Raw genomic sequence first — 19,917 nt, 5'->3', positions numbered from 1 at the left:
CGAAACGGGTGAATTGACCGAAAAAGGTCAGATGCACAGTACCGATGGGACCGTTGCGTTGCTTGCCGATAATGATTTCCGCATCCTTGTCGTGCCCTTTTTCGCAGGTATGCTCTTTACTGCGGCAATCGTCGCAATAAACCGCTTCACGATAAATGAACATGATCACGTCCGCGTCCTGTTCGATGGCGCCTGACTCACGCAGGTCCGCCATGATGGGGCGCTTGTCGGTGCGGTTTTCCAGAGAACGATTCAACTGGGACAGCGCCAGCACAGGCACATTGATTTCCTTGGCAAGCGCCTTCAGCGAACGGGAAATTTCCGAAATCTCCTGTTGGCGGCTCTCGGGATTGTGCCCCTGCATGAGCTGCAGGTAGTCAACCACAACCATGCCGAGATTGTGTTCTGCCTTGAGTCGACGGGCTTTGGCCCGCAGTTCCATGACGGTAATGGCCGGCGTATCGTCGATGAATATGGGAGCTTCGGAGAGCTTGCTGGCCCCCTCGATAAGCTTCGGCCAGTCGGACTCGACCAGATTGCCGGTCCTCAGGCGGCCGGCATCTACCCTTGCAAGGGAGCACAGCATACGCTGAACCAGCGACTCCTTGCTCATCTCCAGCGAAAAAATAACCGTTGGAACGGGTTTGGCACCATGGACCGCGGCATTTTCCACGAGATTAAGGACAAAGGCGGTTTTCCCCATGGAGGGGCGACCGGCAACGATAATGAGGTCCGAGGGCTGCAATCCGGCGGTCATTTCGTCCAGGACCTTGTATCCGGTCGTGACGCCGGTTACCAGCTCCTTGCGATGGTATAGATCCTCGATAATCTGGATGGTGTCCTTCATGATTTCCCGGGTGGAAAAATACGAAGGACGGTTTTTCATGCCGCTGATTTCGAAGATGGATTTTTCCGACCAGTCGAGCAAAGCCTCCACATCGCCGCCGGTATAGCCGCGCGTTGCGATTTCCGTCGCCACGGAAATAAGATGGCGGGTCAGGGCCTTTTCCTTTACCAGCCGGCAATAATAAACGATGTTGGCAGCGGTCGGAACATAATCGACAAGGGTGCTGAGATAGGAGCTTCCGCCAACCGCATCGAGTTCGCCCTTTTTCTGCAGTGCCGCGGTCAGGGTCACCAGATCGGCGGGCTCACCGACATCGGACAGTTCGACGAGGGTGGCAAAAATTTTTCTGTGGCTTTCCCGGTAAAAGTCGTCCGGACGCAGAATTCCCAAAGCCTTGTTGAGGGCTTCGTTTTCAAGAAGAATGCCCCCCAGAACGGACATTTCGCCTTCCAGGGATTGCGGGGGAAGCTTGGTCACCGAAATCTCGGTCATAAAAAACAACTTACTACGCTGAAACAGCCGGTACCGGGGCATGCCCGATACCGGCCGCAAGTTTAATCAAGAGCGGTTACGGCCACTTTCACCGTTGCGACGATGCCGGCGGGCAGCCTGACGCCAACCTCGTAATCGCCGAGTGCCTTGATGGGCTCATCGAGCTGGATCTTCTTGCGATCGATCTCGATACCCGCCTCGGCAAGCTTGGCCTGAATTTCCATGCTGGTAACGGAACCGAACAGCTTGCCGTCTTCACCGGCGCGCAGAGCAAAAGCACAGGACACCTTTTCGATCTGAGCCTTGACCAGTTCCGAAGCCTGGAGCATTTTCTGGGCCTTGTGTTCCATCTGGCGTTTCTGATGCTCAAGTTCCTTGATATTGCGGGTATTGGCTTCTACCGCAAATTTTTTGGGAATAAGAAAGTTGCGCGCGTAGCCGGGCTTGACTTTGACGAGATCACCGATCTGGCCCAGTCCTTCCACGTTTTCCATCAAGATGATATCCATTGAGTTCCTCCAAAAAGGATCTAATCCTTGTGTTTTCCAGGTTTGCGAAAATCGATCCAGAGATCGAATATTCCAACCCCCGTTGCAAGCACCCGCAAGGGAAAACTCGCAACAACCAGAAAATAACCGATCGCCCTGAACGCTGGCGGAAATCGTTTCACCCTGAAATAGTGGCTCAGGATGGCCAACCCCTGCAGGAAATAAATGCCCAGCACTACCACCAGAACATTCCACGCAAGACGCTGCCAACCTCCCTGCAGAAAGGTGGTCCCGACACCCCCGGCAATCAAAACCCAGATCAGGTTTTCAGGCACCTTCCAGGCGCAAAACGCAACTTGTTCAGGGAGCAATGCGCCCGTCCTGCGGTTCAGAAACCACACTGTAGCCAGCAGCATCACAGCCACCGTCAAAATGATTACGGCCGGATACAGCGCAATGAGACTGTGGCCCAGATCACGGAACAAGGCCTGTGTCTGCTGAACCATTTCAGGTGGCAGATCGGCGGTTTTCAGGGCCTCCAGAGCCCGATTGACCTCACGATTCGCCCATTCGTCCGCCAGTTGCAGCGGGTTTTTCCCGATGCGGACCGCATAAGCGGTCATCCCTAGACTGCCAATGGCAATGATGGTGCCCGTGCCGATGGCCACCACCCGGTCCCACCGGCAGCCCTTATGGAGCAAACCGGAAACGATCAGAGAAGCCAATCCAAACTGGCACAGGTAAGCGGCACCAAAGGGCCACCCTGCCCAGCCTCCGAGGATCACCGCGCTGGCCAGCACCGCCGCAATGCCATCCGCGACGCCTTGCCGGACAACCAGCAGTGCCACGGGCCACGATACGCAAAGCGCCATGACACTACCCATAAGGGTCAGCAGGCTGTTTTGTGCCTGTGAAATAAGGCCGGCCACCATCGCCTGCAAACCGATGGTTAGCACTACCGTGCAAGACAGCGACAAAAGCCTTTGCGTGATCCTCAAAGCGGCTTTCCCGGTTTAATCGAGAGAATGACCGGCCGTAAAGGGCAGCAGGGCGATGTTGCGCGCCCGCTTGATCGCTTCACGAACCTTGCGCTGATGTTCGGCACAATTGCCGGAAATCCTGCGCGGTACGATTTTGCCGCGTTCGCTGACGAAATAGCGCAGATTGCGCACTTCCTTGTAATCGATTTTGAGGGTGCTGTCAGCGCAAAACCGGCAGCCCTTGCGCCGCGAAAAGCGACGGCGGACAGAACGTTTTGCGGGAGCGCCGGTAGTATTTCTTTCATTCATGATCAATTCCTCCTTCAGTACGATGCGATGGGCCAGTTGCCCGATTCCGGTTTACTCTTCTTCTTCGAAACCAGCGGTTTCCTCAGCAGCGGCGGAGGAAGACTCTTCCACAAAGCCTTTTTCCAGTTGAACTGTCTGGAATTTGAGAACGGCTTCGTCGAGGCGCAGTCGGCGCTCGAACTCGTCAATAATGCTCGGATCGGCTTCGAAAACGGTCAGAACGTAACTGCCGCGGCCCTGTTTCCTGACCGGATAGGCAAGCTTGCGCACGCCCCATTCATCGACTTTAAGGAGGTTGGCGTTCAGGTCACCGAGAACGCCCTTGAATTTTTCGACAACGGCGTTGTACTCGTCACCCACTTTTTCCGGATGCACGATCATAATGTTTTCGTAGGTACGCATTTATCTCTCTCCTCTCGAGTGTTTAGCCCCGGCACCCGCCGGAACAAGGAGTAGGCACCAAGTGCCTGCCACAAACCAGAACATGATTTACTATCATATAAATCGGTCTATTTCAATGTTTTTCAGATCGTCAAGCCGTCAGGAGTCTGGAAGTTTGCGTCAGTCAGAGAAAGGGCGCAATCCATCACAAAATTCCCAAGAGGCGATCGGCCACCTGGAAAACGTAAAAGCAACCTATACATTGAACCTAAAATGCATAACGTCACCATCCTGCACGACATAATCCTTGCCTTCCAGACGCAGCAGGCCTTTTTCCTTTGCGCCTGCTTCGCCGCGGCACGCCACGAAATCATCGTAGGCTATTACTTCGGCCCGGATAAATCCTTTTTCAAAGTCACTGTGAATAACACCGGCAGCCTGAGGAGCGCGGTCCCCCTGACGAATGGTCCAGGCACGCACCTCCTTGACGCCTGCCGTGAAATAGGTAATCAGGCCTAGCAACTGATAGCCGGCCTGGATCATACGATCGAGGCCGGAGCACTCCAGCCCCATTTCCTTGAGAAACTCCTGTTTTTCCTCTCCGTCGAGTTCGGCAATCTCCGCTTCGATCTTGCCGCAGATAGCCACGGCTTCTGCGCCTTCGCGGGCTGCGAGCTCCCGTACCCTGGCGACATGCGGATGTTCACCCTGCAGATCGTCCTCGGCGACATTGGCAACGTACAGTACCGGCTTGGCGGTTATAAGATGCAGATCGTAGACAAGACCGCGTTCTTCGTCGGACAGGCCTGCCGCCCGCGCCGGTTTTCCGGCATTGAGAACCTCTCGTACTTTTTCCAGAACCTCCTGCTGCGCCTTGAGTTCCTTGTCGCCGCTTTTGGCCTGCTTTTGAATCCGCGACAGGCGCTTCTCAAGGGTATCCAGATCGGCCAGGTTGAGTTCCGTCTGGATGACTTCGATATCCCGCAAGGGGTCGACGGACCCATCGACGTGCACAACATTGTCGTCATCGAAACAGCGTACGATATTGGCAATGGCGTCAACCTGGCGGATATGTCCCAGGAACTGATTTCCAAGGCCCTCTCCACGGCTGGCGCCGCGGACCAGTCCGGCGATATCGACGAACTCGATGGTGGTAGGCAACACCCTCTGAGGTTTGACGATTGCCGCCAGCGCATCGAGCCGCGGATCAGGCACGGAAACCACGCCCACGTTCGGCTCGATGGTACAGAAGGGGTAATTGGCCGACTCGGCTCCGGCCGAGGTGATGGCGTTGAAAATGGTCGATTTACCGACGTTGGGCAAGCCAACGATGCCACATTTGAATCCCATGAAAATATCCTGCCTAAATAACGATAGCCGGGAAGAGATCCCGGCTATCGATTTTAACGATGTCAGATTCTGACGCTGCGAATCAAACCAGCAGCGGTGCAATAACCAGCGATACAACGCTCATCAGCTTGATAAGGATGTTCATGGCAGGACCCGAGGTATCCTTGAACGGATCGCCAACGGTATCGCCGACAACGGCCGCCTTGTGAGCCTCGCCGCCTTTGACTTCGCCGTCAAGCTCACCCTTCTCGATAAATTTCTTGGCATTATCCCAGGCACCACCGCCGTTGGACATCATCAGCGCCAGCATTACGCCGGCCAGGGTCGCACCGGCCAGCATGCCCCCGAGGGCTTCCTTGCCGATTACGAATCCGACCAGAACCGGAGCTATGACGGCGACCATGCCGGGCAGCACCATTTCGCGCAGAGCGGCACGGGCGGAGATATCAATGCATTTTTCCGGTTCAGGCTTGGCACCAGGCTTGCCTTCGAGAAGCCCGGGAATTTCGCGGAACTGACGACGGATTTCATCAACCATCTTGCCAGCGGCACGACCAACGCTGGTCATGGTCAAAGCACCGATGAAGAAAGGCAGCATGCCGCCAATGAACAGCCCGATGATGGTGGAGGGATTGATAAGGTCGATTTTCTCCAGACCCACCGTGGTGGCATAGGCAGAGAACAGGGCCAGCGCGGTCAGCGCCGCGGAGCCGATGGCGAACCCTTTGCCGATAGCGGCGGTGGTGTTGCCGATCGAGTCGAGTCCGTCGGTAATCTTGCGAACGTCCGGTCCCAGACCGCACATTTCGGAAATGCCGCCGGCATTGTCGGCGATGGGGCCATAGGCGTCGACGGTCATGGTGACGCCAACCGTGGCCAGCATGCCGACCGCGGCGATACCGATACCGTAAAGGCCGGCGTAGTAGTTGGCGACAAAAATGGAAACGCAGATGATCAGTACCGGCAGGGCACAGCTCTCAAGACCGACGGCCAGACCATGGATGATGTTGGTGGCGGGACCGGTTTTGCTGGCCTCGGCAATACGGGTAACGGGGCTGCCCGCGGTATAGTATTCGGTTACCTGGCCAATGGCGATGCCGGACAGGGTACCTGCCAGAATCGCCCAGAACACACCTACGCTCAGGCCTAAACCCATGATCAGGAAATATGCCGCCACCAGAAAACCACCGGCGGCAACGAACGTGGTGTAATGCAGAGCCTTGGCGGGTGCGATGCCCTTGAGGAACTTCATGGAGCCGATGCCGATCAGCGAAAACAGCAGGCCGACGGTCGCCATGGCCAAAGGCAGCTGCATTGCAGCGGCCTGGACATTCACGCCGGATCCGAGCTGGGCCAGCAATGCAGGGCTGGCGGCGGCGGCAATGGCAATGGTTGCAATGATAGAACCGACGTAGGATTCAAAAATGTCGGCGCCCATACCGGCGGTATCGCCGACGCAGTCACCGACGTTATCGGCAATGACGCCGGGATTGCGGGGATCGTCCTCGGGGATGCCGGCTTCAACCTTGCCAACCAGGTCCGCCCCGACATCGGCAGCCTTGGTATAGATCCCGCCACCGACACGGGCGAACAGGGCGATGGACGAAGCACCCATGGCAAAGCCGTTGATGTACTGTGCGGTCTGGGGATCGCCGAACAGCAGATAGGCGATGCCGACGCCGACCAGGCCCAGGGACGCAACCGCCAGGCCCATGACAGCACCACCATTGAAGGACACCAGCAGCGCTTTGCTCTGGCCGGACTGGCGGGCGGCTTCCGTGGTGCGCACATTCGCGCGGGTGGCGGCTTTCATGCCGATAAACCCGCAGATCATCGAGCAGACGGCACCACCCACAAAGGCCAGGGCGGTTTCCTTGTTCATGCCCATGAAGATCAGAAAGAAAACAAGAACGATAAAAATTGCCAGAACCCGATACTCACGTCCGAGGAAGGCCATGGCGCCGGAATGAATGGCGTCCGAAATTTCCTTCATGCGCGCATTGCCGACCGGCTGCGCCTTGATCACATTGTAGATGACAATGGCGATCACAAACCCCACCGCACCAAAGATCGGTGCAAGCTTTGCAAGCATTTGCAGTTCCATTTGTGTTCTTCCCTCTCTGTTAATTTAAAAACACCCGGTTATTGAACTCGTTCATGGCATGCTGTGCACCTTTTTGCATCAACACCTCCAGTGCCCTGACCGAGCTATCCAACACGTTGTCGAGTTGTGATTTCTCCGCGGAAGAAAAGGGGCCCAGAACATATCGGGCAACATCGATCGGTCCGACTGGTCTGCCGATACCAATCCGCAGCCGGATAAAATCCCGCGATCCGATCAGCTCCATGATACTTCGCAGGCCATTGTGCCCGCCATGCCCCCCGCCGGTCTTGATGCGCACCGAACCGAAGGGCAGATCGATTTCATCGTGGATGACGACGAGATCTTCCACACCGAGGCCCTTGCACTTCATGGCGGAGGCTACCGATATACCGCTGCGGTTCATGTAGGTCTGGGGCAGCAGCACCATAACCTCATGCCCTTCCACACGACCGTTCCCCACGATAGCCTGATAAGACTGCCGCTTCAGGGACATGCCGGCTTTTTCAGCAAACTTCTGGGCAACCAGAAAACCGATATTATGCCTTGTTACAGCATATTCCGGCCCCGGGTTGCCCAGACCAACAAGCAGCTTCAAGGATTATCCCCGCGTCCCTATTCCGCGGTTTCTTCCTCGACGGATGCAGCAGATTCTTCCGTCTCGGAGGAACGGCCCGTGACGGTCACCACGGTAAAATTGACATCCGGGGGCAATTCGACACCGGCGGGGAGCCGGAGGTCGCTGGCGTGCAGCGCATCGCCGATATTCAACCCGGTGACGTCAACTTCAAGAGACCCGGGGATATTGGTCGGCAGGCACACAAGTTCGATCTCGTGGCGGATAACCTGCAGATTGCCGCCCTGTTTCTCGCCTTCGGACTTGCCGACGGCAACCAGAGGAACCATAACATGGGCTTTCTCTTTGAGATTGAGGGCCTGAAAGTCGACATGCAGGGGGACTCCGCGCACCGGATCAAGCTGCATGTCCTTCAGGATTACAACCTTGCCGTCAAAGTCGCCTTCGCCCTTGAGGGTGATCAGCGTATTCCAGGCAGCTTCGCTCTCGAGAATAGCGGCGAGTTTTTTGGGTTCCACGGTCAAAGCGCAAGCCGCAACCCCTTTGCCGTACATGACGGCGGGTACCAGCCCTTCGCGACGCAGACTGCGAGCAGTCCCTTTTCCAAGCCCTTCACGCAGGCTGACATTCAATTCCGTCTGTGCCATGTATCAGATCCTCCAATCATCAGTCTGTTACGGTTCATGTAGAACCCTGTCGGTGTTTTATACAAAAAGAGAGCTGACCGATTCACTGCCGTTAATGCGCCGAATGGCCTCGGCAAGAAGCTCGGCCACGGAAAGTTGCCGTAACCGTTTGCAGGCTTTGAGTTTATCCAGCAAGGGAATCGTGTTGGTGACCACCACTTCTTCCAGGCAGCTGTTGTCGATCCGCTCCAGAGCGGGACCGGAAAGAACCGCATGGGTCGCAAAGGCATGCACCTTCCCGGCACCCTTGTCCTTCAGCGCCTGGGCGGCCTGACAAAGCGTTCCGGCGGTATCGATCATATCATCCACGATGATGCAGGTTTTGCCTTCGACATCACCGATGATGTTCATGACCTGAGAAACATTGGGGCCGCTGCGACGCTTGTCGATGATCGCAAGACTGGCATCGAGGCGTTTGGCAAAGGCCCTGGCCCGCTCCGTGCCGCCGGCATCAGGGGAAACAACCACCAGCGAATCCGAAAACCGGTCGGCAATGTCCCGCAGAATCACCGGTGCGGCATAGAGATGATCGACGGGAATATTAAAGAAACCCTGTATCTGACCGGCGTGAAGATCCATGGTCAGCACCCTGTCGAACCCCGATGTAGAAATGAGATCGGCGATCAGCTTGCTGGTAATCGGGGTACGCGGCGCAACCTTGCGATCCTGCCTTGCATATCCAAAATAGGGAATAACGGCGGTAATACGGGCGGCCGAAGCCCGTTTAAGGGCATCGGCCATGATCAGCAACTCCATAAGATTGTCGTTGGCGGGCGCACAGGTAGGCTGAACCACATAAACATCCCTCCCCCTGACGTTTTCTCCGATCTCGACCATGATTTCGCCATCCGAAAAAGGGCGCACCTTGGCAGCCCCCAACGGAACGGCCAGATGACCACAGATTTCACGCGCAAGAGGCGTGTTCGAATTACCAGAGAAAATTTTCAGGTTGTTCACGACAGATCCCCAGAGATTTTAAGTAGAAAAAAACTGCAGGCCATGGAAACCATGACCTGTTATGCGACGAACCCCGGAAGTGTCCGCCTGCCGACTCGCACCACCATCGAAACAACCTTCCGAAGGGGGCACGACTATGTAGGGTGGCTGGGGCGCCAGGGTTCGAACCTGGGAATGCCGGAATCAAAATCCGGTGCCTTACCGCTTGGCGACGCCCCAACAATACACACAATCTCTATATCTTTCCGACAAACCCTGTCTTTCGTCAAAGACATCAATCATTTATCGGCTTGACAGCAAAAGCCCTGAATCCGGGCTGTCTACCCATTTCCTCGGCGGCGGCACGAGCCCGATCGCCATTGCTGAAGACACCAAAAACGGTCGATCCGCTGCCACTCATGAGAGCCCCTTCGGCCCCCAGATCAATCAGCTGTCGCTTGACCTGCCCGATCAGAGGAAAACGCGCTGCCGTTACGTTCTCAAGATCGTTGTGCAGCACATTAACGATCTCCTCTACCGTGCCGGAAAACCGAGGTATTCTAAGATCATCCCGACCAGATGTCAACCGCAAATTTTGATAAACCCAAGCCGTTGAAACTTCCAGTCCCGGATTGACCAGTACATACCACAAAGGCGGCAGCCCGACCACCCGTTCCAGGTTTTCACCGATGCCCGTAGCCCACGCGGCATGCCTGAAAATGAAAAAAGGCACATCGGCACCGAGTTTAACCCCCGTCTCCATGAGCTGGGCAGGCGAAAATCCCAGCTCCAGCATCTGATTGAGGCCCATCAGCACCGTTGCCGCATCGGACGAACCACCCCCGAGACCGGCCGCTACAGGGATATTTTTCTCAATGACAATCTCCACTCCCCGGCTCATGCCGGCGCGCCGGAGAAGCACCTCGGCGGCCCGGGCCGCGATATTTCCCTGGCCTGCTGGCAAGGTCAGGCCGTCACATCGGACCCGGATTCCAGGGCCCTCGACAATGGCCATCTCAATTTGATCATATAGCGAAACCCGCTGCATAAGCATGGCCAGGTCATGATAACCGTCTTCGCGGCGCCTGAGCACATGCAGACAAAGATTGATTTTGGCCGGCGCCAGAAAAGTGGTCATTGAAAGCAGCCTTAACGCGAAAGATGAACAAACAGGTTCTGTGTCGGGATTACTCCCTCAAGGCGCCTATCTATTAATAAATTCGCCTCCTCATGTCAAGCCTTATCCCGGCTATAAATGGCCCCGAATGATAGATTTAATTTTAAAGACGGACGAAATAATCTTCCCAGGCCGCCGTGATGGTCTCCTTGCTGAGAACCGGCGGATAGCCGTGATAGGAGGCATCGGCCAATATGTGTTCGACCAGATCCTGAGGATGACAGGCGCTGTAACGGATTTCGAGGCGCTTGTAATAATTGCTCATCAGGTAATCGAAAACTTCCTTGTCAAAAACAATACTGTTGAGTTGACAGACCTGACGGAAAATGTTCTCGAACTGTTCCTCTGTAGGGTAGTCGACTTTGAACTTGTAATGGATGCGCCGCAGAAAGGCTTCATCCACCAGCTGCTGCGGCTCGATGTTGGTGGAAAAAATCACCAGGTTATCGAAGGGAATTTCAAATTTCATCCCTGTGTGCAGCGTAAGAAAGTCGATACGCCGGTCAAGCGGAACCATCCAACGGTTTAACAGCAATTGGGGGTCGACCGATTGTCGTCCGAAATCGTCGATAATGAAAATGCCGTTATTGGCCTTTACCTGAAGGGGGGATTCGTAATATTTGGTGATCGGATTGAAGTCGAGATCGAGGGTTCGCAAGGTCAGCTCGCCCCCGGCAATGACCACCGGCCGCCGTACAAACAGCCAGCGCTCGTCATAGGCACAGGCTCCGTTTTCAACTTCCAGAGCGTGATGGTTGACCGGGTCGTAGACATTGATGATTTCCCCCCGCACATACAAGGCATAGGGCATATAAATGCCGCCCGGCAGCAGTTCGGCAATAGCCTCGGCGATGGAGGTCTTGCCGTTGCCCGGCGGTCCGTAAAGAAAAATTTCCTTTCCCGAACTCAGTGCCGGCCCCAGACGCCGCAACAACCGATCGCTGACAACCAGATGGGAGAAGACCTGATGCACCCTTTCCTGGCTTATCAGGAGACTACGCACCGTCTGGAGGTCCACCATGTCGCGGTAATCGTCAAGAGCAACCGGGGCGGGTCCTACATAACGGGAAACATCGAGCAGCGCCGAGGCCCGACGGATGCCTGGTTCGGTAATACAATACTGATAGGTGCTTTTGGAATAGAGGGAGGCCCCCTTCACTTTGACAAAATGCTCTCTTCGGAGCTCTTCCACTGCCAGATCGAGAATATGCCCCGGAAGCTTGACCCGATCGCTCAGGTCGGCGAGGGTAAAGTCTCCAAGGAACAGGGCATGCTTCAATGCCAGATCGGCAATGAAAAACAGGTCGAGGCCGGTATCTTCGATGGTCTGCGGGCATTCCGGAGGCTTTCGAAAAAAATTCTGAAGCTTCTTCTCATCGAGCGATCCCTGGGCACAAAGATTCTGCCCCAGCCGCCCTCCCCGCAGCCTCTGACGCTGTAACGCCGCGCTGAGTTGCTGTTGAGATATTACACCCTCTTCTACCAACCTTTCACCCAGGGGAATTTTCATAACGCCAGCCTTCCATGGTGTTTGGATTACATTTGCAAGCAGCATTGCCCTGCTTGCCGAAAATTCATACTGAAAGTTTACGTTAAAAACCGCGGGAAGCCAGTTCCGGAAAACCGGAAAATCCTCAAAACGCCCGGCACCTCTGGATAGATCCGGCAGTCATCGGCATCAGGCATCGGGAAACACATTGTCGCGAAACTGGTGAAAATCCGTAAAGCAGGCACGACGGCACTGGAAAAGCAGTAAAAGACTGCAGGCGGCGACGCCGGCGACAATGGCACACATAATGGCAATCTGGTATCTGACCGCAATCAAGGGATCGGTACCGGAGAGGATCTGGCCGGTCATCATGCCGGGAAGCGTTACCAGACCGGCGGCGGCCATCGAATTGGTGACCGGAATGAGCGCTGCGCGAAACGCCTGCCGCAAGGCCGGAGCGGCTGCTGTTGCGGCGCTGGCGCCGAGACACAGGGCGACTTCGATCTCGTCGCGCCGGTCACGCAGTTCCGACAGATACCTCTCCAGCGCCAGGGTCGCACCATTCATGGAATTTCCCAGGATCATACTGGCCAGCGGCACCAGGTAGCGGGGGTCGTACCAGGGGGAAGGACCTACGACCAGCAGACAGAAATAGGCCGTCACCGAACCACAGCCAAACAGCAGCGCGATGCCGATCATGCGGTGCAGACCGCGCAGCCGCGATTTTATCCGACCACCGATGATCTGCAGGGCGAAGGCGACCATGCTCAGCAGAATCATCAGGGTGAGTAAGGGGCTGCGTACGGCAAAAACCAGTCGCAGCAGAAAACCGACCGCGACCAGTTGCGCCACCATGCGGAGCGAGGCCCACAACAACGCCCGTTCCCGCCCAGCACCGCTAAGACGCGCCAGCCCCACAACCAGCAGGATCAGGCCATATGCGAAAGCCATATTCGCCGCATTCGGGTCGATTATCACGGCCTGATTCATGGCAGGTCTCCCCCGGCGTCGGAATGTACCAGAAAACGGCGCAAGGCCGCGCTGCGAGGATTATTGAACAGATCCCCAGCCGGCCCCTGCTCCTCGATTTTTCCGTCATTGAGGAACACGGCCTGGTCGGCGACGCGCGGCACAAACCATAAATCATGACTTGCCAGCAGCAACGTCACGCCCCGCGTGCGACACAGGCTGCGAAGCGATCGGGCGAGCCCGTCACAGGCCGGTCGGTCCAGGGCGCTGGTCGGTTCGTCCAAAAGCAGCATGGCCGGGCGACCGACAAGCGCCCGCGCCAATCCGACCCGCTGCTGCTGCCCCAGAGACAAGGAACCGGCCGGCCGGTCCAGAAACTCGCCGGACAACTGCGCAAGATCCAGCACCTCCCGCCACAGCGGATCACGCAGCGGCGGCGGTTGCTGTTTGCGTAGCAGAAACGGTGCCCGCAGGTTATCCAGCACACTCCCCTGGAACATGGTGGTTTTCTGCGGCACCAGAGCGACCCGCTGGCGCAGCTGCACAGGATTCATCGAGGCGATATCCATACCGTCAAGCAGAATCCGGCCCGCAGTCGGATCTTCCAGCCGATTGACAAGACGCAACAGCGTGGTCTTGCCGCCACCGGAGGGGCCTATCAGCACCACGGCGTCCCCGGCCGCAATCTCCAGGCAGACATCCCGCAGAATGTGCACGGACGATCCGTCCTGGCGCAGACGAACCCTGGTGATATTTTCCAGCCTCAGCAAGGTTTGACAGCTTTCTCAGGCATCACTGCCACGCAACCGGCCCATGACCTGTTTAAGATCTTCCCACACTTCCCGCTTCGAAGCGGGATTCCTCAAAAGATAAGCCGGGTGGTATGTAGGCATCAGCGGAATGCCTTCGTATTCACGCCACTGGCCCCGCAGACGACTGACAGCCTGCTTTTCCCGCAGCAGCGTCTGGACCGCAAAACGCCCCATACCCACAATGACACGAGGGCGGATGGCCGCCAACTGTCGTATCAAAAAGGGTTCGCAAGCGGCAATTTCCTCTGACTGCGGATCCCTGTTGCCTGGTGGCCGACACTTCAGCACGTTGCAGATATAAACATCCTCCCGGCCCAGCCCCATGGCAAAAAGCATCCGATCCAGCAGGCGCCCGGCCTCGCCGACAAAGGGCATCCCCTGCTTGTCCTCTTCGCGGCCCGGAGCCTCGCCGACCAGCACCAGGCGAGCCGCGGCACTACCGCAACCGAACACAATGTGTTCGCGTTTTTCGCAGAGCATGCAACGTTGGCAATCTCCCAGATCCGCGCGGATCTCTTCCAGACTTTCCGGTCGGCACGGTCCGGCACCATCCCCAGAGTCCTGGGAGGTCACGCAAACCGGCAGATCCTCTGTCGGCACGGCAGGCGGCAAATGCCGCACCCCGAGTAATTGGAGGTTTTCCAACAACCCGCGCACCTGGCCGACCGTCTCACAAACATCACGGTAAAGCTTATCCGGCATATCTCTTTACATTTCCCTGGCTGCGGGATTATGCTTGCAGCAGAAATCAACGCAGGTATCCATGGCGTTCATATTGTTCATCACCACATTTTTCGCGATTCTCGCTATCCCTGCCGATGCATCGGCCTGGGGTCTCGGTGTCCATCTGCAACTGGGCTCGCAGGTGCTTGGCGAACTGCACCTTCTGCCGGAAACGCTGCGGCACCTGATCGCCGCGCATCCTTTCGATTTTCTCTACGGCTGCATCAGCGCCGACATCACTCTCGGCAAACGTTTCACCCATTACCTGCAGCACTGCCATTCCTGGCGGGTAGGCTGCCGCATCCTCGAAGCCGCCGAGAACGATGCCCAGCGCGCCTGTGCCTACGGCTACATCGCCCATCTGGCTGCCGACACCATTGCCCACGCCTATCTGATTCCCTACAAGCTGGTGCGAACCTTCAATACCGTCATGCACAAACACACTTACTGGGAGATGCGCTTCGAAGGCCGGGTAAATCCCGCCTGCTGGGCCCTGGCGCGCTCTTTGGCACAGAAAGATCTGAGTGCCGACGACACCATGCTGCGCAAAACTCTGGCACCGACGCTGTTCTCCTTTGGCACCAACAAGCGTCTGTTCAACTCTCTGCTATTGTTGAGCCGCCTGCAGCAATGGCAGAAAATGCTACGTTCCCTTTCCGAGCACTCCAAGTGGACGCTACAGGAAGACAATCAGGATGAATACCTCGGCCTGGCCCATGAAGCCGTAATGAGCGTGTTGCGGCACATGCAGGACAGCCCTTACTGGAAAGCCGATCCCGCTGGAGAAAGGGCCCTTAACGCCGCCAGGGCCATCCGCAAAAATCTGCGGCTGCTCTGGCTGGAGGGGAAGTTGCCCGACAATCAGGCAGAGCAGTTGCTTGGCGAGATCAAACTGCGGCTGCGCCGCGGAATCACTCATCCGGAAAAACTTCTCGAACTGCTGTCGGGCTACTGACCTGCCCCGTTGCCCGCCGCCGAGGGATATCGCAGGCGCAGCAGCCTGTCCAGCACCACATCGGCCAGTTCGGCTTTGCTCATCAAGAGGCACTGCTCGGCGGTGCCGTTGCGATAAAAAATCCGAACCAGATTGGTGTCTACCTCAAAACCGGCCTCGGGGTGACTTACATCATTGGCAAGGATCATGTCCAGATTCTTGTTCTTCAATTTTCGCAACGCATGTTCTTCCAGATTCTCCGTCTCCGCGGCAAAGCCGATGAGCAGCCGGTCGCCCTTCACCCGGCCCAATTCCGACAGGATGTCCGGATTCTTGAGCAGGTTCAGCTGCATCCTGTCTGCAGGCCCCTTTTTGATTTTCTGCTTATCCCGTTGTTCCGGCCTGTAATCCGCAACCGCCGCTGCCTTGATCACCACCGTCACCACCGGGAGGCACTCCATGACCGCCTGTTGCATCTGCAGAGCGCTGGACACCCTGCGCACGTCGATCCCTGCCGGCGGCGCCAGACAGGTCGGTCCCGACACCAGGATAACCCGCGCCCCGCGTCGACTGGCGGCACGGGCGATGGCGTATCCCATTTTGCCGGACGAATAATTGCTCAGGTAGCGCACCGGATCGAGTTCCTCGCGGGTCGGACCGGCGGTGACCAGAATGGTTTCCGATGCCAGATCCTGCGGAGTCAGCAACCGTAGTGTTTCCTCCCATACCACATCGGGCTCGGCCATCTTGCCCTGCCCTTGCCAACCGCAGGCCAGAAGCCCGCTGACCGGATCGACAAAACCGTACCCAAGGTTCCTCAGCCGCGCCTGGTTGCCCTGATAGACGGGATTTTCCCACATATTGCTATTCATGGCCGGCACGAACAACACCGGCGCTTTGGTCGCCATGATCGTGGTTGTGAGCAGGTCATCGGCCAGACCGGCGGCCACTTTTCCAATCAGGTTGGCGGTTGCGGGCGCCACTACCAGCACGTCGGCACGGTCCGCCAGTGTGATGTGGCCAATTTCCCGCTCGCTGATCAGGCTGAACAAATCGGTGTGCACGGGATTGCCCGACAATGTCTGGAAGGTCAGCGGCGTGATGAATTCGGCAGCGGCGCGGGTCATGATGACATGCACCTGCGCGCCGGCCTTGACATACAGCCGGACCAGTTCCGCGGCCCGATAAGCCGCTATGCCTCCCGTAACCCCGACGACGATCTGTTTGCCGGTCATCATCGCCTGCCTCCCTCAATCAAAATAATTCAGGAACGGATTGCCGCGCCGCTCGTGGCCGATGGTCGTCTGCGGACCGTGGCCGGGATAGACCAGGGTGTGGTCGGGCAGCGTCAGCAGCCGATCCTGCAAACCCTTGAGCAATGTCAGATGGTCGCCGCCTGGCAGGTCGGTCCTGCCGATAGAGCCGGCGAACAGCACATCGCCGGCAAACAGGGCATCGCCGCAGCTGAGACAGACACTGCCGGGCGAATGTCCCGGCACATGGATGACCTGCAGGGCCATGCAACCGACTTCCAGCACCTCGCCATCCTGCAGGAACCGGCTCGGCTCGGGGGAAGGGTCGATCCGGGACAGCCCGAATGCCGCAGCATGTTCCGACGCAGACCTCAGCAGCGGCAGGTCCGCCGAATGCAGCAGCAGTTCGGCATTGGTTGCCTCGACAAGAGTGCGATTGCCGCCGATGTGATCGAAGTGACCATGGGTATTGATAACGGTCTTCAACACCATTTGCTGCGCTTCGAGCATGGCCAGGATCCGGTCACCGTCTCCGCCCGGATCGATGACAATGGCCTGGCGGGTCCGCGGACACCCCAACAGGTAACAGTTGACGCCAAGTGGTCCCGTAACAACAGATGCTTGCCAGAACGCGCTCAATGGTCATCCCTCTCGTTCAGATTGAAAAGATCCAGGTTTTTCCCGCGCAACTGGTCCCCGATGGCGCAATTGAATCCTCTCCGGCGGCGCTCGGCCGGCTGCCGCCTCGTTTCGGCCGTTGCCGTGTCCGTAGCGGGGACGCCGCACTCCGGTGCCGCGGTGGCGGAGCGGCCGCCCTCATCTAACAACAGGGGTGCGACGGAACCGGTCTTGTAGAAATAGCGATCATAGATGCGATGGTAGCCGGTCCAGGACTCGTCGCTGTCCGGTTCTTTATCGATATGGGCCTGGATACCGTTGATCTTGGAATCGAGATCGTCAAGATAGTTGAGGATGGTGGCTTCCAGTGTCTTGGGTCGTTTGGGGGAACCGTATTCGTATTGCCCATGGTGGGACAGCAGCAGATGTTTCAGTAGCAGCGCCGTTTCCGGCGGGAAATCCTCGACCTGCGCCAGCTTGCTGTCGAGCATCTGAAACCCGATGGCAATGTGCCCCAGAAGCTTGCCTGCATCGGTATAGCCGAAGCTCCTCTCATAACAGAGCTCGGCCACCTTGCCGATATCGTGCAGCAGAGCGCCGGTCAGCAGAAGATCCCTGTTGACGGATGGATAGTGGCGACAGATGTCATCCACCAGGCGGGCCACTGCCAGGGAGTGATCCAGCAATCCGCCCAGATAGACATGATGAATGGCCTTGGCCGCCGGGGCACTGGCGTAACCATGCATGAACGACTCGTCGGCAAGGAACCGCTCCATCAGGGTTTTCAGGCAGGGGGTGGTGAGACTCTCGATCCAGGCACCGAGTTCCGACAGCATGTCGGCCTTGCTCCGCGTGGCCACCGGCATGTAATCGCCCAGATCGACCTGTGAATCCTCGAGCTTTTTCAGATCCTGCACGACCAGCTGCATTTTCCCGAGGTACAGACTGGCTTTACCCTGCACCTGCACAAAGTCATCCTTGTCAAAAGCTCCTGATAGTTCCTCGACGCGGTCCCAGACACGCCCTTCGATTTCCCCGGTGCGGTCCATCAGCTTGATGGTGAGGTAGGGCTTGCCGTTGCGCGCCATGGCGGTAATTTTTTCTCGTACCAGGAAGGATTCCTGAACAATATCCCGGTCCCTGATCTGACCCGCATAAACTTTTTTCACCTGCATCTCCCGGTTGGTACAGAACGGATGATTTGTTCTCCGATATGGATGCCGTCAAGGGCTGCACTCATGATGCCCCCGGCATAGCCGGCCCCTTCGCCCGCAGGGAAAAGGCCGGGATGGGAAACGGACTGTCCGTCACTCCCGCGCAAAATTCTCAAAGGCGCCGAGGTTCGCGTTTCGATGCCTACCAGTGTCGCATCGCCGGTAATGAACCCTCGCATGCGCCGATCGAAATGGGGCAGGGCCCGACGTAGCCCGATCGTCACAAAGTCGGGCAGCGCCTCGGCGAGCTCCGCTTCGCATACGCCCGGACGACAAGTCGAGTGCAAAGGGCCGCTGCCACTGCCGAGAAATGCCAGCAGGTTCTGAGCCGGGGCACGGAAGGTCCCGCCGCCCAGGGCGAAGGCCTGCCGTTCCCAGCGGCGCTGAAAACGCACGCCGGCCAAAGCGTCGTGGTCATCGAAATCATCGGGGCGCACCGCAACCACCAGGGCGCTGTTGGACATTTCGCCGTCGCGCCGCAGGTAACTCATGCCATTGACAACCATGCCGTCCGGCTCGGAGGAAGCCACCACGACCTCGCCACCCGGGCACATACAGAAGGAATAGATTCCTCGTCCGGTCTGGGGGTCGTTCCATGTCAGGGCATACTCTGCCGCCGGGAGCCTCGGATGGCGTGCATGGCCAAACTGGATGCGGTTGATCAGCTCCGTCGGGTGCTCCACCCGCACACCCACCGCGAAAGGCTTGGCCTCCATGGCCACCCCTGCCGACCGGAGCATGTGATAGGTATCCCGCGCACTATGGCCGCAGGCCAGCAGCAGGCTGTCGCAAGGCATTTCCTCCCTTCCGTCGAGAATCCCCCCGGTGATGCCTCCTTCATGGACCACCAGGGAACTGAGCCGGGTCCTGTAACGGATATCGACCCCCAGTTCGGTCAGCATCTGACGAAACCGGATCAGCACCAGGCGCAGCCGATCCGTTCCGACATGCGGCTTGGATTCGATGAGAATGTCTTGCGGCGCCCCGCATGCCACCAGTGTTTCCAGAACCGCCCTGTGCCAGGGGTGCCTGACCCTCGTGGTCAGCTTGCCGTCGGAAAAGGTACCTGCGCCGCCTTCGCCAAAAGCGATGTTACTGTCGGGGTCAAAGTGACCCTCGCTGCGAAATCGCCGCACGTCCCTGACCCGACTCTCGACAGGACCGCCACGCTCCACCAGCGTAACCCGTGCGCCGCTGCGGGCCAGCCTCCAGGCGGCAAACAGGCCTGCCGGACCCATGCCTACGACCAGCACCCGCCATGGCCGGAGCAACGGCACAATCAGCGGCAAAGTCGGCGCTTCAGCTTTTTGCAGGCGGGAAAGACCGCGATGACGCTGTAGCAGCGCAGCTTCGTCGGCTACCTCGAACTGAACATTGAACACGCGCAGAATACGGTTTTTCCGCCGCGCGTCGATACCGCGGCGGACAATCCTGAGGTTTTTAAGCGCGTCGGGAGCGACGCCGAGTTCCTCGCCGATGCGCAACGGCAGCAATCCCTCGCCCTCGTCAAGGGTCAGTGCGATTTCTCGTAACAACAGGGACATGATGCTCAGATAGTCCAGTAGGATTGAGGAGCAGTAA

General features: G+C 57.6%; 20 protein-coding genes and 1 tRNA gene. 1 reads left to right on the top strand and 20 read right to left on the bottom strand.

Annotated features, from left to right (window positions below; translation table 11 throughout):
• The 16 genes from dnaB to AB7E65_RS02085 form a co-directional block, all read right to left on the bottom strand.
• A partial coding sequence (gene dnaB / locus AB7E65_RS02160) for a replicative DNA helicase (protein WP_428745187.1) occupies positions 1-1,339 on the bottom strand: 1,339 nt, incomplete at its 3' end.
• Positions 1,340-1,401: 62 nt separating this feature from the next.
• Complete coding sequence (rplI, locus tag AB7E65_RS02155; RefSeq protein ID WP_072285416.1) at positions 1,402-1,848, bottom strand: 50S ribosomal protein L9; 447 nt, start codon at positions 1,846-1,848, stop codon at positions 1,402-1,404.
• A 20-nt stretch (positions 1,849-1,868) separates the two neighbouring features.
• Positions 1,869-2,825 carry a YybS family protein gene (locus tag AB7E65_RS02150; protein ID WP_145926318.1) on the bottom strand — a complete coding sequence of 319 codons (957 nt, stop codon included), beginning with the start codon at positions 2,823-2,825 and terminating at the stop codon, positions 1,869-1,871.
• Between the two features lie 15 nt (positions 2,826-2,840).
• Positions 2,841-3,116 (bottom strand): 30S ribosomal protein S18, encoded by a 276-nt coding sequence (gene rpsR / locus AB7E65_RS02145; protein WP_145926319.1) that lies wholly within the window; start codon positions 3,114-3,116, stop codon positions 2,841-2,843.
• Positions 3,117-3,167: 51 nt separating this feature from the next.
• A complete protein-coding gene (rpsF, locus tag AB7E65_RS02140) occupies positions 3,168-3,518 on the bottom strand; it encodes a 30S ribosomal protein S6 (RefSeq protein ID WP_072285418.1) in 351 nt (116 codons plus the stop codon).
• A 234-nt stretch (positions 3,519-3,752) separates the two neighbouring features.
• Positions 3,753-4,847, bottom strand: a complete 1,095-nt coding sequence (gene ychF, locus AB7E65_RS02135; RefSeq protein ID WP_072285419.1) for a redox-regulated ATPase YchF — start codon at positions 4,845-4,847, stop codon at positions 3,753-3,755.
• 82 nt (positions 4,848-4,929) lie between these two features.
• The gene (locus AB7E65_RS02130; protein ID WP_320360490.1) at positions 4,930-6,951 is read right to left on the bottom strand and encodes a sodium-translocating pyrophosphatase; all 2,022 of its coding nucleotides are present in this window, start codon (positions 6,949-6,951) and stop codon (positions 4,930-4,932) included.
• 19 nt (positions 6,952-6,970) lie between these two features.
• A complete protein-coding gene (gene pth, locus AB7E65_RS02125; RefSeq protein WP_320360489.1) occupies positions 6,971-7,546 on the bottom strand; it encodes an aminoacyl-tRNA hydrolase in 576 nt (191 codons plus the stop codon).
• A 17-nt stretch (positions 7,547-7,563) separates the two neighbouring features.
• Positions 7,564-8,172 (bottom strand): 50S ribosomal protein L25/general stress protein Ctc, encoded by a 609-nt coding sequence (locus AB7E65_RS02120; RefSeq protein ID WP_320360488.1) that lies wholly within the window; start codon positions 8,170-8,172, stop codon positions 7,564-7,566.
• 57 nt (positions 8,173-8,229) lie between these two features.
• Positions 8,230-9,168 (bottom strand): ribose-phosphate pyrophosphokinase, encoded by a 939-nt coding sequence (locus AB7E65_RS02115; protein ID WP_072285423.1) that lies wholly within the window; start codon positions 9,166-9,168, stop codon positions 8,230-8,232.
• Positions 9,169-9,312: 144 nt separating this feature from the next.
• Positions 9,313-9,387, bottom strand: a tRNA-Gln gene (locus tag AB7E65_RS02110).
• A gap of 55 nt (positions 9,388-9,442) precedes the next feature.
• The gene (ispE, locus tag AB7E65_RS02105; protein ID WP_428745186.1) at positions 9,443-10,285 is read right to left on the bottom strand and encodes a 4-(cytidine 5'-diphospho)-2-C-methyl-D-erythritol kinase; all 843 of its coding nucleotides are present in this window, start codon (positions 10,283-10,285) and stop codon (positions 9,443-9,445) included.
• 142 nt (positions 10,286-10,427) lie between these two features.
• Positions 10,428-11,834, bottom strand: coding sequence for an ATPase (locus AB7E65_RS02100; RefSeq protein WP_428745185.1), 1,407 nt, complete (start codon positions 11,832-11,834; stop codon positions 10,428-10,430).
• A 168-nt stretch (positions 11,835-12,002) separates the two neighbouring features.
• The gene (locus AB7E65_RS02095; protein ID WP_072285426.1) at positions 12,003-12,803 is read right to left on the bottom strand and encodes an ABC transporter permease; all 801 of its coding nucleotides are present in this window, start codon (positions 12,801-12,803) and stop codon (positions 12,003-12,005) included.
• On the bottom strand, positions 12,800-13,552 hold the full coding sequence (locus AB7E65_RS02090) for an ABC transporter ATP-binding protein (protein WP_320360486.1): 753 nt from the start codon (positions 13,550-13,552) through the stop codon (positions 12,800-12,802). The genes AB7E65_RS02095 and AB7E65_RS02090 overlap by 4 nt, the downstream gene beginning before the upstream one ends.
• A 15-nt stretch (positions 13,553-13,567) precedes the next feature.
• Positions 13,568-14,296: a uracil-DNA glycosylase gene (locus AB7E65_RS02085; protein WP_072285427.1), complete on the bottom strand. Its 729-nt coding sequence runs from the start codon at positions 14,294-14,296 to the stop codon at positions 13,568-13,570.
• A gap of 61 nt (positions 14,297-14,357) precedes the next feature.
• Between AB7E65_RS02085 and AB7E65_RS02080 the strand changes: the two genes are divergently transcribed.
• Positions 14,358-15,272, top strand: a complete 915-nt coding sequence (locus tag AB7E65_RS02080; RefSeq protein WP_072287938.1) for a zinc dependent phospholipase C family protein — start codon at positions 14,358-14,360, stop codon at positions 15,270-15,272.
• On the opposite strand, the gene coaBC is transcribed toward AB7E65_RS02080, so the two are convergent.
• From coaBC to AB7E65_RS02060, 4 genes are read right to left on the bottom strand one after another with little or no spacing between them, the layout of a single operon-like run.
• Positions 15,266-16,489: a bifunctional phosphopantothenoylcysteine decarboxylase/phosphopantothenate--cysteine ligase CoaBC gene (gene coaBC / locus AB7E65_RS02075; protein WP_072285428.1), complete on the bottom strand. Its 1,224-nt coding sequence runs from the start codon at positions 16,487-16,489 to the stop codon at positions 15,266-15,268. The two genes, AB7E65_RS02080 and coaBC, sit on opposite strands and share 7 nt — an antisense overlap.
• Before the next feature lie 12 nt (positions 16,490-16,501).
• Positions 16,502-17,143: an MBL fold metallo-hydrolase gene (locus AB7E65_RS02070; protein WP_072285429.1), complete on the bottom strand. Its 642-nt coding sequence runs from the start codon at positions 17,141-17,143 to the stop codon at positions 16,502-16,504.
• A complete protein-coding gene (locus AB7E65_RS02065) occupies positions 17,140-18,291 on the bottom strand; it encodes a 3'-5' exoribonuclease YhaM family protein (RefSeq protein ID WP_428745184.1) in 1,152 nt (383 codons plus the stop codon). Before AB7E65_RS02065 ends, AB7E65_RS02070 begins: the two co-directional genes overlap by 4 nt.
• Positions 18,288-19,880 (bottom strand): NAD(P)/FAD-dependent oxidoreductase, encoded by a 1,593-nt coding sequence (locus tag AB7E65_RS02060; protein WP_320360483.1) that lies wholly within the window; start codon positions 19,878-19,880, stop codon positions 18,288-18,290. The genes AB7E65_RS02065 and AB7E65_RS02060 overlap by 4 nt, the downstream gene beginning before the upstream one ends.
• Positions 19,881-19,917 lie beyond the last annotated feature (37 nt).

The organism is Syntrophotalea sp. (assembly GCF_050253115.1).
In the GTDB taxonomy this organism is placed as follows: domain Bacteria; phylum Desulfobacterota; class Desulfuromonadia; order Desulfuromonadales; family Syntrophotaleaceae; genus Syntrophotalea; species Syntrophotalea acetylenica.
Note: the sequence above shows the minus strand (reverse complement) of the source record. Positions and strands in the feature narration are given on the sequence as shown.

Bases quoted from the DNA above. Each gene is read 5' to 3' on its own strand.
- rplI (WP_072285416.1), bottom strand. From the start codon at position 1,848: ATGGATATCATCTTGATGGAAAACGTGGAAGGACTGGGCCAGATCGGT.
- rpsR (WP_145926319.1), bottom strand. From the start codon at position 3,116: ATGAATGAAAGAAATACTACCGGCGCTCCCGCAAAACGTTCTGTCCGC.
- rpsF (WP_072285418.1), bottom strand. From the start codon at position 3,518: ATGCGTACCTACGAAAACATTATGATCGTGCATCCGGAAAAAGTGGGT.
- ychF (WP_072285419.1), bottom strand. From the start codon at position 4,847: ATGGGATTCAAATGTGGCATCGTTGGCTTGCCCAACGTCGGTAAATCG.
- AB7E65_RS02130 (WP_320360490.1), bottom strand. From the start codon at position 6,951: ATGGAACTGCAAATGCTTGCAAAGCTTGCACCGATCTTTGGTGCGGTG.
- AB7E65_RS02120 (WP_320360488.1), bottom strand. From the start codon at position 8,172: ATGGCACAGACGGAATTGAATGTCAGCCTGCGTGAAGGGCTTGGAAAA.
- ispE (WP_428745186.1), bottom strand. From the start codon at position 10,285: ATGACCACTTTTCTGGCGCCGGCCAAAATCAATCTTTGTCTGCATGTG.
- AB7E65_RS02100 (WP_428745185.1), bottom strand. From the start codon at position 11,834: ATGAAAATTCCCCTGGGTGAAAGGTTGGTAGAAGAGGGTGTAATATCT.
- AB7E65_RS02095 (WP_072285426.1), bottom strand. From the start codon at position 12,803: ATGAATCAGGCCGTGATAATCGACCCGAATGCGGCGAATATGGCTTTC.
- AB7E65_RS02085 (WP_072285427.1), bottom strand. From the start codon at position 14,296: ATGCCGGATAAGCTTTACCGTGATGTTTGTGAGACGGTCGGCCAGGTG.
- AB7E65_RS02080 (WP_072287938.1), top strand. From the start codon at position 14,358: ATGGCGTTCATATTGTTCATCACCACATTTTTCGCGATTCTCGCTATC.
- coaBC (WP_072285428.1), bottom strand. From the start codon at position 16,489: ATGATGACCGGCAAACAGATCGTCGTCGGGGTTACGGGAGGCATAGCG.
- AB7E65_RS02060 (WP_320360483.1), bottom strand. From the start codon at position 19,880: ATGTCCCTGTTGTTACGAGAAATCGCACTGACCCTTGACGAGGGCGAG.